Genomic DNA, 13,021 nt, shown 5'->3' with positions numbered 1-13,021 from the left:
CCGGCTCGCTCACCAGTTCCCGCTTGCCCGGCTTTCGCCCGCTCGCCTTCAACTGCCTCCGCTTGCCTCACTGCGCTCGGCTTCGCATGCACTTGCTCTGCTGCCCGTTGAACCACGGCTTCTTTCGCCTGCACTGTTGCTCTCACTTGCATGCTTTGCTTTATATCCGTCTGATCCTCTGTCATATTAGTCAATTGGACTACATTTCCTCGAATACTCTCTTCTAATTGCTCAGCCGAATTCACTTGCGCCGTAGTCGCTGGTATTGCACTCGTCTGTCCGCTCCCAATCGTCGCCGCCGACTCAGCCCCACCCGGTTTTGCATGCACCTGCATCGCCGCCTGTTGAGGCTCTGCTGCATTCACCCGCGCTATCACTCTAGCCTGCATACTCCGCGTTACTTCAGTTCCCTGCTGTTCCGCTACGTCTGACATATCGGCTGTATCCGACTTAACCCCCGAGCGAACTCGGTTCTCACTACTTGCAGATTCCGTTTTTAACCGCTCACTGGAACCTGAATCTGCTTGCCCGGCTTTCGCCTGCTTGTCCTCAAGTGCCTCTGCTTGCCACGCCTGACTCAGCTTGACATGGATCTGCTCCACCGTCTTTTGCGGCTGCGCTACATGCATTTGCACTGTTACGCCGTTCGTCGCCTTTTCCTCTGCACCAGATTGAAGAGCAGCTTCAGATAAATGCACTGTTTTCGTAAGAGGTGTTGGGCTAACTGGCTTCATTATGCCTGCTTGCCCTGCTTGCCCGTGCTCACGTTCACCTGAGCTCTTTGACTCAGCAGTTGCCTGCCCGCTTGCTGCGGATTCCGTTTGCCCTGCTGCGTTTGACTTAATATGTACTTGCTTCGTTGCATTCGGCCCCGTGACATTGGCCCGCATAACTGCTTCGGTTTTCTTCGATTCCTTGCTATTTGTCCGATTAGCACTTTCTGCGGAGTGCACTGAACTCGTCCGAGAGCTGCCGCTGGCTCTCTCATTCGCAATTGTATGTCCGGCTCTCACTGGCACGACTGTTAACTGCTTGCTTGAACCGTTCGCATCTTTATCTTTTTCCGTCTGCTCCGGTCTGCCCGGCTTGGCATGCACTTGCTCCATTGACTTATGCGGCTGCACGGCCTTTGCTTGGGCTATTACAGCTCTAGCCCGCATCCTTTTTTTAGCATAAAATGAATCAGCTGCTTCCCCATTCCCGGTCTTATTCCCTCGCTCTAACTTATTCGAGCGTTCAACCGACTTCGATTGTTTTCCATCCATTCGTTCGTTCTTGCTTGACCCTGCTTTCTCCGCTATAGAGAGCTCTGGTCTCTTGCTTTGACCCTCTCCAGTCTCGGCTGCCTTCCGTCCACCATGCTCAGGCTGAAAGCTTGATGCATCGTTTTTCTGTCCAATTGCAGCTTGCTGCACGCGAATCATCTGTTCTTGCTTAAGGAGATGCTCCAGCTTAGTTTTGCTTCTTTCCTTGCTGGGATAACTCATTCTTTTCACTTTATCTATTAAAGTTTGAAGCTCCGCATTCGTCTTCCATCTATTGAAATCCCTATTGCTAGATGAAGAGCCTGACTGCTCATCTGTCTTTTGAATAGGATGATTTATTTTCACAATCATGGGTCTTGCTATCGTAACGAGCTCCTGTCGACCGCTTGTCGTTAATCTTTTTACACGGAAACCTTGAGAATGAGCTAACGATTGTTGCCCCTCGCCGCTTTCCGTTTTTTTCTGAATAACTACCGCAGTGTCTTTTGTCTGCTGGCTGGTTGACCTTTTAACTTCCGCCTGTTGAGTAACAGCCGTTTCTCGTATCATCCGAGATTCCTGAATAATGCGCGACAGATCTCGGAATATGATCCGCTCACGCTCCACAATTACTTTTTCTCGTATAATCTTCTCCGCTTGCGGCTTAAGTTGAATAACGGGCAATGCTGCTCGTCCCAATTGTTTAGGTTCCTTCTTCTCCGCAGGCGCGATTACTTTGACAAAAATCCTATGCTCTGTTGGAGCATCTTCCTGCTGCTTCAGCCTATGAGACAATGAAATACGGCCGAAAGAATCTTTACTCCCGCCCTTATATTTACTCATGATGCTGCCGGCAAACGGCTGTACAGACGTGGCCGTGCCTGCTTGCTTGCCATGCTGCTTGCCTGTATCCGCCTTTCGTTTCACCAGCGCATCCTCCTTGTACCAAACTGCTGTTCGAACCGTACAAAATGTAAAAATACAGTTTGTTCAGCCCTAATTAGCCAATTTCAACCCTCAACCTGCAAAAATACATTTTTTTTGCCTAAATTCGTACCATTTACGTCAATTTTGGCGTTTTTAAATGTACTTTTACATTTCGATCGACTTTTTCAGCCTTTTTCATCGAAACAACATGTACTTTTGCATTTTAATTGATGCAGCTCGTGTTTCTAGTTAGTGTTAGTCACCATACCTGCTCATCCAATACGTTTCAGCAAGCATAAACATCATTCACTGCTAATTCCGCATGCTTCAACTGCAAAGTTTGCTATAACCTCTACCTGTCGCTACACACTCTGCTAATGCCAGCGCCTTTTACTAACCATACCTGCTCATCTGCCTTTCGGCACTACCTATCATCACTAGACCGAAGCCTTACCGGACTATACCCTCAGCCATGATCCCAGCTAGCGGGTAAAAACACCCTTTAAGCCGTTATGCGCAATCTCAATCGTCTCGAATGCAACGTCGCTTGTGCTTGCGTTCAGCTGCGGCCCAGACCATTTCACCGGATATGCATCGGTAAAATTCCATCGCCCAAACTCGCTTCCGTCCGCCGACTGCAATACGATTGCGCCATGCTTGCGCTGTATCGCACCGTTCATGGTGCTCTCATACCAAGACCACAAAATAGCCGATTGCGTCATGCCTCGCTTCAGCACGATATTCGGATAGCGGGTTCCTTTCGGAAGCCGGTGCACAAAACCGTTTAGTCCGCCTTCGCGGTACTCTTCAATTTCCGTCTCCGCCTCCAGCCCGGATGCCTCGGTAAACCCGGCGACAAACATGCCGTCCAGCTCGATCCAGAACTTGTAAGCGGAAGCGATTTTGTAGATGCGCCCCGTCTGGCGGGATCCCGTCGCTGCCATCCGCCGCTACCTCCTTTTGTTGAATACGTCAAAGACGTTGGGCTTTTCCGCCGACTCGTCATTCATTTTCCGGTTGATCCGCGAAATCTCTTCGCACCAGCGCCGCCGCTCAGCATGCTCCATGTTCATAATGTCGTCATGGGACCAGTGGAAATAATAGGCGATGAAGCCGACCTCCTCGTAGATCCGATCTGCCGGATAACCTAGGAGAGCGCCTCCGTTAAGGACAAAAAATCGATCGACACCTCGTATTCATGCTCGCATTTCGGACAAGCGGTCAACACCTTCGGCGCCTCTAGATCATTGATCTGGCGATACAGATTTTGCAGATAAGCAAGATCTGCCGTGAATAGCTTCTCAATCAGCTTCGTATCGATATGCCTCAGATCGCCAAGCCGGGTAACGACGCGAGCCATCAATATGATGGTTAAATAGCTGGGATTTGACTGTACGCGCGGGTCCTTCATCGGCAGTATTTCATCTGCTGCGGTTGCCAGCCGCATAACGCCGCGCCGGTGTAAATTGCCGTTATCGTCGACAAAGCCTCTCGGCAGCTCAAATTCGTATTCCGTCTGAAACGCCATCGTCAATACCTCCGTTCCTTCTCTCGTATGTCTATCATTTATAAAGCGGAAAACAAGAGCAGCGCGGAATGATTATTCCGCGGACCGCCCTTGTTCTCCAACCTGCTATGCCGTACGCGTCATGCCTTCGTGAGCGAATTCGATCAGCTCGAATGCCACTTCATTGCCCATACCGTTAAAGGTAGGCGCCGAATATTTCACAGGCCATGCTTCGATAACCTGCCAAGTTGCAACATCCTCGCCTTCCTCATCAAGCGCGATGATTGTAATCGTCTTGCGCTCAATCGTGCCTTCCACGCACTCTTGCAGCCACTCGTAAAGCTCCATCGATTCAGAAGTGCCCCATTTGAGCGTTATGTTGCCGTATTTCACCAGACCCGGCAGCTTGCGCGGAGTCGTCACTTCATTGCCTTCGCGATACTCGATAACGTCAAGCGTCGCCTCAAATCCGGACACTTCGCTAAATCCGGCCTGTTCCAATCCTTCCAGTTCAACGCGGAACCTAAAATTGCGGTATGGATCTACACGATCTCCAGGCATAGTTATCCCCTTCCGTTATTCAAAGTGGAAGCTCTTCATCCATCATAATGAATTCATGATTTCGTCAGACGCTTACCCGATTGCTATTCCGAGCCGGTCTTCTGCGTAATGCGGAATACGACAAACTCTGCCGGCTTCACCGGCGCAACACCGATCACGACAATCAGTCTGCCGTTGTCGATATCGTCCTGCGTCATCGTCGAAGGACCAATATTAATATAGAACGCTTCCGCCGGACTTGAGCCTGCAAGCGCACCGTCACGCCACACGCGAGTCAGGAATGCGTCAATCGTCCGTTGGACGCGCGCCCACAGCTGCTCCGTGTTAGGTTCAAATACGACCCAGTTGGAGCCGTTCTTAATCGACTCTTCCAGGAAAATAAACAGCCGGCGTACGTTGATATATTTCCAGAGCGTGTTGGAGGAGCAAGTACGAGCGCCCCATACACGAATGCCCTGTCCCGAAAATGCGCGGATCAGGTTGACGCCCGCAGGATTGAGAATGTCCTGCTCGCCGTTGTTATATTGCACGTCCAGCCCGACTACGCCACGAAGCGTCTCGTTGGCAGGCGCTTTCTGTACGCCGCGAGTCGTGTCGGAACGAGAGTAGATGCCTGCGATTGTACCGGATGGCGGAATGAAAATATTGCGTTTGTCCAGCGGATCAAACACCTGCAGCCACGGATTATACAGTGCACAGTAGCTGGAGTCGAACAGGTCGCGATGCGCCAGTACGTCCTGCACCTTCGTCGCTTCGCGAGGAAGATCCAGAATCGCAAAGCGGCTGCCCAGGCTTTCGCAATGAGCGACAAGAGACAGCTGCACATTGGGATCGGTTACGCCAGGGATTGCGATAATGCTTACGACATCGTTGTCGATAAACGACTGGATGCCGGTTCTTTTGCCCGGGCCATTGTCTTCGCCGATAAAGTCGGCCGGCGATAACGCAGCTGCGGAACCGTCGCTGCCGCCTGAGAGAATAATTTCGAAGGTTGCCGCATCCGCGCCGGCAATTTGCTCAAACGGCGTTACGCTGCCTTCGGAAACCGCACTGGCATGGAGATTGATCAAGGAAGAACGCTCAACCAGCTTGTCCACGAAATTCGGCGCTTCCGGATTCAAGGAAGCTTTCTCGAATGTCTCGGCTTCACTGCCATAGACAACAGTCAGCGTGAACTCGCTCGTGCTCAGCCACTTGCTTGGCACAAGCGCAGTATCGGCAACTTCTCCCGTCAATGCTTGGGACAGCTCGATCGTCTGATCCTGAACAGATACGACGCGGTTAACCTGCTTGCTCTCGCCGCTTGTAAATACGACAACATCGCCAGCATAGAAGCCGGAGCCGTTTTTCACGCGGTAGCGGTTGCCCTCCAGCGCTTCAAGAATTGGCGTTTTCGCCTTGCTGGATGGTGTAACGATGATGCGAACCTGGTTGCCCCAAGCTCCCGGATTTTTGGCGGAAGCGGACAATACGGCCCCATCCTCGTTCGACGCCGATTTCGCGTCGGAAGGAGCTACCCGGGTAACGAACAGGCGCGAGCCGCCGTTCAGGAAAAACTGGTTGACCGCATAAGCCAGATAGCGATAGGAACCGAAAGCGTTTTCTGACAAATAACCGCCGTAGACACGCGAAAAATCAGCAGGGCTCGTAATGAGCTGCGGAAGTCCTTCAACGGGACCTCTCGCCGCAAGTCCGATAAAACCGGCGGTGCTTGTGCTGACACCTTCCAACGGCTTCGAGCCGCTTTCAAATTCCTCCACATAGACGCCTGGCGACAAATACTCAGCCATTTGTGATCTCCTCTCTGAAACAATATATGTATTAGGCGACTATTGACGTTAGCCTAATGGCTCCCGGCCTTCATCGACCCCAAGACCAATAATTAATAAAGCTAGTTGGAAATCGTAATGTCCGGCATTGCCGCTACTTCTCCCGCTATAGCGGTCCATTCTGCAGCACCGGAGGCCTTGCCCAAGGCTGCCCGAACGGCAACCCTGAATTTCGAAGGAAGCGTGCCGCGGAACGGCAGGATAATCGCACCGTCCGAACCGCTGCGTGTCGAGACAGCAGGCAGCAGTAGCGCACCTCTTCTATGAGCATTCCTCAACGGCTTCTCCAGCCGGATCATGCCGCCTGGCGCTAATTCAGCCAATTGCACCAGTTCTTCCGCCTCACGGCTGCGAAGAAGAAAAGCTTCGCCCGCTGTACTGGCTCCTTGCCAAGAACCTGCTTTCAGCCATGTATCGCCTGGCTCTGCAAGCTCTTGCGACAATCGCCCTCTTGCTGCAGCTTCATCCGTCGCATAGGCCGTTATAAGCGCCTCAGCAGCGGGGCGGCCGGCCGGATCAAGCACCCGGCTCCGCAAGCCGGTAGAACCGCTTGCTTGCGGGTAGAATCTGGATGGAAGCAAAGGAACGGTGACGACCGGAGAGATACGATTCAAGCTGCTCAGCGTCAGCTCCTGCCGGACTGGCAAGTAATGCGTGGAGAGCACCTCCAGGAATGCGTAGTCTGTCTCCACATCGAGAAACAGATAGCTGCCATCGTCTTTCCGGATAGGTCTTTTGACATCCCCTTCAAGCGATACGGATACTTCCTGGGCTCCCGGAGTTTTTCTCGTCCATACGTCCACCAGCCTGACAACGAGCGAACAGCGGGTAATCATTCGGTTGCGCAATTCGCTCAAGCCGGCCCACCGTCCTTGTCTTCGATCGTAATATGCCGCTCCACCACTCGCGACACAGTCTTCGTGCGGTTGGAATCGAGTAGCACAGGTCCGACACGGTATACTGCCGAAAGCTTGTAGGACAAATCTCCGAACTGCCACAGCTTCATAAGCTCATCGGTTTCCATACTGACATAAGAGATTCGAACCGTTTCGCTGCTCTCCGCCAGCGCTCCCTCCAGAAAGGGAGCCCGCAAAACCGAGTTGTCATACAGAACCTGCATCGCTTTTCCCAAAATCCGATGCTCGTCCAGTGACCGGGTCAAACGGTCCGCGTTGGAATGCGCCGTGATCATAAAGTAAAGATCGACGGTCATAGGGGGAAATTGCAGCAGCCCTCCGCGATCCTGCATCTTCGTGCGGCGAGCCTCACCGTTCTCCGTTACATTAAGCAGGAAGAGAGACAGTGAGAGATCACCCGCATCGCGAGGCGAAGCCAGACCGATTAATTCGGGCCTTGGGACCGGGTCTGGCGTCATGCTTTCCCGAAGCAATCGCAATAAACTGGCACCCGTATCCGCAATCACCGTATACCCTGCCATCTTCATCCTCCTTCATCCTGCTTAATCCGATCGAACAACGAGACTATTATACTGTTTTTGCTAAAAAATGACTACGAAAATTTATCAGAAAATGTCAGTTTTTATCCAATTTTGATAGACTGCGAGAATTAAGCCTCCGTAACGTGCTAAAGGTAAGGCTCAAAACTCTCTTTTACGATAATTTTCCCCATTTTTTGAAGCTCCTGCCTGGATGCTCGTATCATATGGCGCATACCAATCGGCATGCCTTCACCAGCCGCCAGAAAGGCGGCTGACAGTACAATATTTTTAATATGTCCGCCTGATACCTCAATTCTATCTGCCAAGAAAGGCAGATCGAGTCCAGGGTCCAGCGGAGCCTCTTTGGGCAGCAATCCTCTGAATATATGTTCGCGGCCTTCTTTGTCGGGAAATGGAAACTGAATGATCGTCTGCATTCTGCGCATGAACGCCTCGTCCATGTTCTGCTGCAGATTCGTTGCTAGAATTGATACGCCGTCAAACGCTTCAATCCGCTGAAGCAGATAGGCGGCTTCCATATTGGCGTAACGGTCATGGGAATCCTTGACTTCCGTCCGTTTGCCAAACAGCGCATCGCCCTCGTCGAAAAACAGAATCGATCCGCTGTTCTCCGCTTCAGCGAACAGCTCTCGCAGGTTTTTCTCCGTCTCGCCGATATATTTGCTTACTACGCGAGAAAGATCAATACGATACAGCTCCAGCCCCAGCTCCTTGGCTACCACCTCCGCCGCCATCGTCTTGCCTGTCCCGGGAGGGCCGGCAAACAGCATGCTGAGCCCGCGCCCATAAGGCAGCTTTTGTCCAAATCCCCATCGGCTGTAGACAGTCTCGCCGTTCCGGTACCGGCTGCAAGCTTCCTTTAGCAGCGCAAACGGCTCTTCCGGCAGCACAAGATCATCCCAGCCTCTTGAAGGCTTTAACAGATCGGACAACTCGGAGAGCCTGTGGCTGACATGATTGCGGGACGCTTCGTCGATATCCCGGAGAGTTAGGGAACGGCCGCTGCCTAGAGCAGCTTTTCGCCTTGCCTGGCGCATCGTGCCTTCAATTTGACCGGGAGTAAATTTGTATTTGTCCGCTAGTTCTGCAAGCACAGGCATGTCGACGCCTCCGTGCGCGGCTTGGGTCCACAGCAGCAGCCTTTGATCGGCATCCGGAACCGTTAATGCAATATTCAGCAGCCCCGCTCCTTCCGGCAGCGGAAGCTGCTCGCTGCGCCTCTCCTCACGGGTTAGCCACAACACCGCCGGCTCGTCAGCCATTACCCTATACTCGTCCAGCATCTGTCTTATTTCGCGGAACATACCGCTGCCCTGCTCTTCGTCCGTCTTTGCCGTCTTCGCTTCCTCGAAAGCAATTACAGCCCCGATAAGAACGGCCTCGCGAATAAGCAGCTGCAGCTTCTCGCGCACCTTCTCTCCAGAAGCGAGAAGTCCATCCAGACGGACAAGCAGCAGAGGCTGCTTCAGCACGCGTGCCAAATGACGGGCGAGCAGTTTTTTACCTGCGCCTTGAGGACCTGTAATCTGCAAGAAGGGAAGCGTCTGCTCGTCGTAACTGTCCGGTATGCCCTCGTCTTCCTCACCTTGCCCTCTATCACGGCGGACAGCGGCCGCCAATCCTTCCAGCCGCTCGTTCCCGACAAGCATCGGCGGCAGCGTATCGCCTGCTTCTGTCAACACCACACAATCGGACAGCCGTTTGTCTAGAAGCTCGGTCTCCAGCAAATAGCCGACAATCCGGGCATCCAGCTTCAAGATCTGGCGCAGGGAGCTTCTTCCCGGCGGGCTATCGGTCTGCTGGAGCAAATACCGCCGCAAAACCGATCCTTCCCCAATAAAAAAGCGGCCGGATACTTCATCTTCGGGCCTGTCGCCCAGCATGCTCAAAGCAAGCTCCGCCGTTGGCATGCGAAGCGTCACATCGTCATTCAGATAACCAAACCAGCTTTCCCAGCGGGAGTCGATTTCGGCGGCGAGAACAAGAACGACACAGCGCAGCTCCCATACGCTCAGCTTAAAACGCTGGGCCAACTGAAGCAGCGGAAGCTTTAATCCCGCTTCCAGACTTTCCGCTACCGCTTCAGCGATCATTCGCTCAGCTTGTATACGCTCAAGGCGGAATTCCTCCAGCGGGTCGTAAGAGCCGGGGCCATGCTCCATTTCCAGCGTTCTTTCAATATCTGCCGGAGTAATAACCAGTCCACGCAAAGCAAGCGAGGAATCGCCTGCCGTTTCCCTGCTCTCGAAATGATGCAGCAGCAGCCGGATTCCTCGCTCTGTAATGGATAACTGATCTTGTATGTATTGCAATCTGTTATAGTATTTGGGCATCTTTGTTTCACCTTTGCCTTGTAGCATTTGCGCTTAGCGGCGCGTAAGACAGAGAACTGCAATATCGTCGGACTGAGGCGCTCCGTCAGCAAACATAAAGACGTCCATTAATAAAGCATCGATAATCTCTGCGCTGGAATAGTCCTTCGTCTGTGTTAAAAAATGCTGCAGCCGGCCAGTCGAATATTGCTCCTGAAGCGCATTTTCTGCTTCTGTAATGCCGTCTGTATAAATAACAAGCTTATCGCCGCGTTCAAGCTGCAGCCCGACGTTTTTGTAGGTGAAATCCGGGAACGAGCCCAGCGGAATCCCCTTGGCAAGCTTGATTGGAAGCACCTCGCCGTTAGCCTTCACGACATATGGCGTACAATGTCCCCCGTCGCTCAGAACCGCTTCACCGGTCGAGATTTGCAGCACGCCGCATACGATGGTTGCAAACAGCTGAGCGTTATCGAGGCAAAGCTCGTCATTTACTTTTTTCAACAGCTCGCCTGGCGACAGCTCGGGATGCATCTTCCCTTTGAGCAGCGACAGCGTCATCGCCATGAACAGCGCTGCAGGTATGCCTTTATCGGAAACATCGCCAAGCGTGAAAAACAAATGGTCGTCATCGATTTTGAAAAAATTATAAAAATCGCCGCCTACCTCTTTTGCCGATTTCAACAGCGCACAAACGTCGAACGGTTCATTTGCTGACGGCATCGTGGTCGGCAGAAAGCTTAGCTGAATGCTTCCTGCAATCTGAAGCTCGCTCTCCAGCCTTTCCTTTAACGCGGTAGCCAGTTGAAGCTCATTAACGGACTCCTCCGACACTTCATGGAGCAGCGCATTGTCCAGCGCGAGAGCCAGAGGACCCGAAAGCTTGCCCAGTAATTCACGATCCGATACTGTCAATGCTGAACCGCCTCTTTTGCCCGCCGCTTGAAGTATGCCGATCTGGCGTCCCCTCGCTGTAAGCGGTACAGATATGGCTCCTTGCTCATCCAAGCCGCCACCGCCCGTTTCACCCGCAAGCATAATTGCAGCCTGCTCTGCATGAACAAGCCGTTTGACCGCTTCTGCTCCTTGCTGCAGCAGCTCCTGCTTCAACGTGGCCGAATACATCTGAGAGCTGAGCTCGAACAGCATGTCCGACTGCTTGACTTGCGCAGCCAGCCGCCGGCTTCTTGCCCACAGCACCGCAGCAGCCCCAAGCCCTAAAGCGCCTGCGATCCACCCTGCAATCGCCAAAGCCGCTCCCCCTTTCTTCTCAGCAAACTATACGCCGGCTCCGAATTTATCGAGCGCTTCCTCGCGTGTCGCAGCTATCTCCAGAATGTTCGTAAATCCGGACATCTCAAACACATCCAGCACTTGCTCGCCAAGGCTCGCACAGATCATTCTGCCCTTGGAAGCCCGAAGCTTCTTAGCCGCCACCAAGATGACGCGAAGCCCTGCACTGCTTATATATTGCAATCCGCTAAAATCAAAAATAAATTGCTGCTTCCCCTCGCCTATCTGCTGCAAAAAAGCCTGCTCCGCGACCGAAGCGTTGTTCCCGTCCAGCCTGCCCTGAAGCGGCAAAACGGTAATGCCGTTAATGTCCTGCGTCTCGATATTCATCTGCATTGTCCTCCTGCTTGCCATTGTTCGTCTTCTTGTTTATGTAGCTGAACGTCTTGCTCATCCGAAAACGATTGCGCTCATTCGTCCGCTCGTAGTGGATGTCGTCCATCAATTGTTTGATAAAAAAAATGCCAAGGCCCCCAACATTCCGGTCCTCCAGCTCAAGCGACATGTCCGGGTCCGCCTCCTCCAGCGGATTGAACGGCACGCCCGCATCCTCGATCTTTACCTCAGCAGTCAGCGGAGAAGCAGATAAGCTTACGGAAATATAATGCTCCCCGCCTGCGGGAAATCCATAATTAACGATATTGATGATCAGCTCCTCGCAGGCCAGTGACAAATCGAGCTTAGCCCGCGGAGGCCAGCCCGCCTCCTCACCAACCGCTTCCAGCCATTCATTAAGCCGCTCCAGCTCGTCCACCCGGTTGTGCAGCTGAATTTCCCGGGCAATCGGAAATTGCCAAGCGTTCGACATCCGCAACCCTCCTGCATCAAAAGTTCGGAGCCGGGCCCCGCATCATCCAGCTGTCAGCTTGCTCCGGCAATGATTCCGCAAATCCGGCCGTTAAATGACAGAAAACCTGTCCGAATAATGTAACTATTCTACGAAAAAGAGATGAATCCTGCCGCTTTTGTCGAAAAAAGCCCAGACTAAGGCTGCAGTGCCGGTTAAGGCCGTTGAAAGAGTCCTTTTTCGAAAGCATAGCGGGTTAATTGCACACGGTTGTCCAAGTGCAGCTTTTGTAAAATATTTTTCAAATGATTTTTGACCGTATGCTCGGATAACCCAAAAGCTGCCGCAATCTCGCGGTTGGATTCACCCGTAACTACCCGCTCCAAAATCTCCTTCTCCCTTTCAGTCAAAGGCGTCGTCATGGAGACCTCTACGCCGGACCGGACCGGTTGTCCGCCCTGGGGAATACCGCCTGCTCCACTAGAAGAAAATTCCTTTAAAAGCCGGAAGGCCAGCTCCTTCGACATCGGCGCCTCATCTACCGCTACTGCCCGCAAATATTCGAGCCAAGCGGATGGAGCTAAGTTTTTGAGCAAATAGCCCTGTGCTCCTCGTTTGATAGCCTCGAACAAATTCGTAATGTCATCAGATACCGTCACCATTACAATTTTCAAAGCCGGGTGCAAAAATTTGAGCCGCTGCGTGGCTTCAAGCCCCCCCATGCCCGGCATATTAATGTCCATCAGGACAAGGTCCGGGAGCACATCGTCAATTCTCGCAATTGCCTCCTCGCCGCTAGCCGCCTCGCCTGCGATTTCGAAGGAAGAATCGCTGCCGACGATCTCCCGCATGCCTTCGCGTCCGTGAGGGTGATCATCAATTAAAAACACCCTTATTTTCACCATACCGCCGTCCGTCATTGCTCATCCTCGCTTTCACTCGTTATTTCCACTTCCGTACCTTCTCCGGTCCTGCTCGTTATCTGCAGCGTCCAGCCCATCCGTTCCGCGCGGTCCCGCATCATTCGGACTCCGTATTTCCCCTTCTCCTCCAGACTGCTCTGGCTCGTTCCAATGCCGTTATCCCGGATGAGGCAGCGGAA

The 13,021-nt window shown here is 52.7% G+C and carries 13 protein-coding genes and 1 pseudogene; all 14 read right to left on the bottom strand.

All coding sequences use genetic code 11. The annotated features are described in order from the left end of the window. Window positions 1-2,171, bottom strand: a 2,171-nt coding sequence (locus IEX98_RS19070) for a hypothetical protein (protein WP_188890776.1), incomplete at its 3' end; no start/stop codon positions are given. 482 nt (window positions 2,172-2,653) lie between these two features. After that, the gene (locus IEX98_RS19065) at window positions 2,654-3,115 is read right to left on the bottom strand and encodes a phage tail protein (RefSeq protein WP_188890775.1); all 462 of its coding nucleotides are present in this window, start codon (window positions 3,113-3,115) and stop codon (window positions 2,654-2,656) included. 6 nt (window positions 3,116-3,121) lie between these two features. Then, entirely contained in the window at window positions 3,122-3,301 is a 180-nt protein-coding gene (locus tag IEX98_RS29450) for a DUF6760 family protein (RefSeq protein ID WP_308421810.1), read from the bottom strand. Between the two features lie 17 nt (window positions 3,302-3,318). Then, the gene (locus IEX98_RS19060) at window positions 3,319-3,699 is read right to left on the bottom strand and encodes a phage tail assembly protein (RefSeq protein WP_188890774.1); all 381 of its coding nucleotides are present in this window, start codon (window positions 3,697-3,699) and stop codon (window positions 3,319-3,321) included. A 105-nt stretch (window positions 3,700-3,804) separates the two neighbouring features. Beyond that, on the bottom strand, window positions 3,805-4,239 hold the full coding sequence (locus IEX98_RS19055) for a phage tail protein (RefSeq protein ID WP_042163920.1): 435 nt from the start codon (window positions 4,237-4,239) through the stop codon (window positions 3,805-3,807). An 83-nt stretch (window positions 4,240-4,322) separates the two neighbouring features. Then, the gene (locus tag IEX98_RS19050; RefSeq protein WP_188890773.1) at window positions 4,323-6,029 is read right to left on the bottom strand and encodes a phage tail sheath family protein; all 1,707 of its coding nucleotides are present in this window, start codon (window positions 6,027-6,029) and stop codon (window positions 4,323-4,325) included. A 101-nt stretch (window positions 6,030-6,130) separates the two neighbouring features. After that, a complete protein-coding gene (locus IEX98_RS19045) occupies window positions 6,131-6,925 on the bottom strand; it encodes a hypothetical protein (RefSeq protein WP_188890772.1) in 795 nt (264 codons plus the stop codon). After that, window positions 6,922-7,506, bottom strand: coding sequence for a DUF4255 domain-containing protein (locus IEX98_RS19040; protein WP_188890771.1), 585 nt, complete (start codon window positions 7,504-7,506; stop codon window positions 6,922-6,924). The genes IEX98_RS19045 and IEX98_RS19040 overlap by 4 nt, the downstream gene beginning before the upstream one ends. A gap of 146 nt (window positions 7,507-7,652) precedes the next feature. Then, window positions 7,653-9,860 carry an ATP-binding protein gene (locus IEX98_RS19035; protein ID WP_188890770.1) on the bottom strand — a complete coding sequence of 736 codons (2,208 nt, stop codon included), beginning with the start codon at window positions 9,858-9,860 and terminating at the stop codon, window positions 7,653-7,655. Window positions 9,861-9,893: 33 nt separating this feature from the next. Next, complete coding sequence (locus IEX98_RS19030) at window positions 9,894-11,090, bottom strand: PP2C family protein-serine/threonine phosphatase (protein WP_188890769.1); 1,197 nt, start codon at window positions 11,088-11,090, stop codon at window positions 9,894-9,896. A gap of 27 nt (window positions 11,091-11,117) precedes the next feature. Next, entirely contained in the window at window positions 11,118-11,462 is a 345-nt protein-coding gene (locus IEX98_RS19025) for an STAS domain-containing protein (protein WP_188890768.1), read from the bottom strand. Continuing rightward, window positions 11,437-11,940 (bottom strand): ATP-binding protein, encoded by a 504-nt coding sequence (locus tag IEX98_RS19020; RefSeq protein WP_188890767.1) that lies wholly within the window; start codon window positions 11,938-11,940, stop codon window positions 11,437-11,439. The genes IEX98_RS19025 and IEX98_RS19020 overlap by 26 nt, the downstream gene beginning before the upstream one ends. A gap of 194 nt (window positions 11,941-12,134) precedes the next feature. Further along, window positions 12,135-12,839, bottom strand: a complete 705-nt coding sequence (locus IEX98_RS19015; protein WP_229692259.1) for a response regulator — start codon at window positions 12,837-12,839, stop codon at window positions 12,135-12,137. After that, window positions 12,836-13,021 (bottom strand): annotated as a pseudogene (locus tag IEX98_RS29245) (sensor histidine kinase); the annotation flags it as partial. The pseudogene IEX98_RS29245 and the gene IEX98_RS19015, both read right to left, overlap by 4 nt.

The organism is Paenibacillus radicis (ex Gao et al. 2016), assembly GCF_014641555.1.
Classification (GTDB): Bacteria; Bacillota; Bacilli; order Paenibacillales; family Paenibacillaceae; genus Pristimantibacillus; species Pristimantibacillus radicis.
Note: the sequence above shows the minus strand (reverse complement) of the source record. Positions and strands in the feature narration are given on the sequence as shown.

What these genes read in the sequence shown, in the direction of transcription:
- IEX98_RS19065 (WP_188890775.1), bottom strand. Translation starts at nt 3,115, where the DNA reads ATGGCAGCGACGGGATCCCGCCAGACGGGGCGCATCTACAAAATCGCT.
- IEX98_RS19060 (WP_188890774.1), bottom strand. Translation starts at nt 3,699, where the DNA reads ATGGCGTTTCAGACGGAATACGAATTTGAGCTGCCGAGAGGCTTTGTC.
- IEX98_RS19055 (WP_042163920.1), bottom strand. Translation starts at nt 4,239, where the DNA reads ATGCCTGGAGATCGTGTAGATCCATACCGCAATTTTAGGTTCCGCGTT.
- IEX98_RS19050 (WP_188890773.1), bottom strand. Translation starts at nt 6,029, where the DNA reads ATGGCTGAGTATTTGTCGCCAGGCGTCTATGTGGAGGAATTTGAAAGC.
- IEX98_RS19040 (WP_188890771.1), bottom strand. Translation starts at nt 7,506, where the DNA reads ATGGCAGGGTATACGGTGATTGCGGATACGGGTGCCAGTTTATTGCGA.
- IEX98_RS19035 (WP_188890770.1), bottom strand. Translation starts at nt 9,860, where the DNA reads ATGCCCAAATACTATAACAGATTGCAATACATACAAGATCAGTTATCC.
- IEX98_RS19025 (WP_188890768.1), bottom strand. Translation starts at nt 11,462, where the DNA reads ATGAATATCGAGACGCAGGACATTAACGGCATTACCGTTTTGCCGCTT.
- IEX98_RS19020 (WP_188890767.1), bottom strand. Translation starts at nt 11,940, where the DNA reads ATGTCGAACGCTTGGCAATTTCCGATTGCCCGGGAAATTCAGCTGCAC.
- IEX98_RS19015 (WP_229692259.1), bottom strand. Translation starts at nt 12,839, where the DNA reads ATGACGGACGGCGGTATGGTGAAAATAAGGGTGTTTTTAATTGATGAT.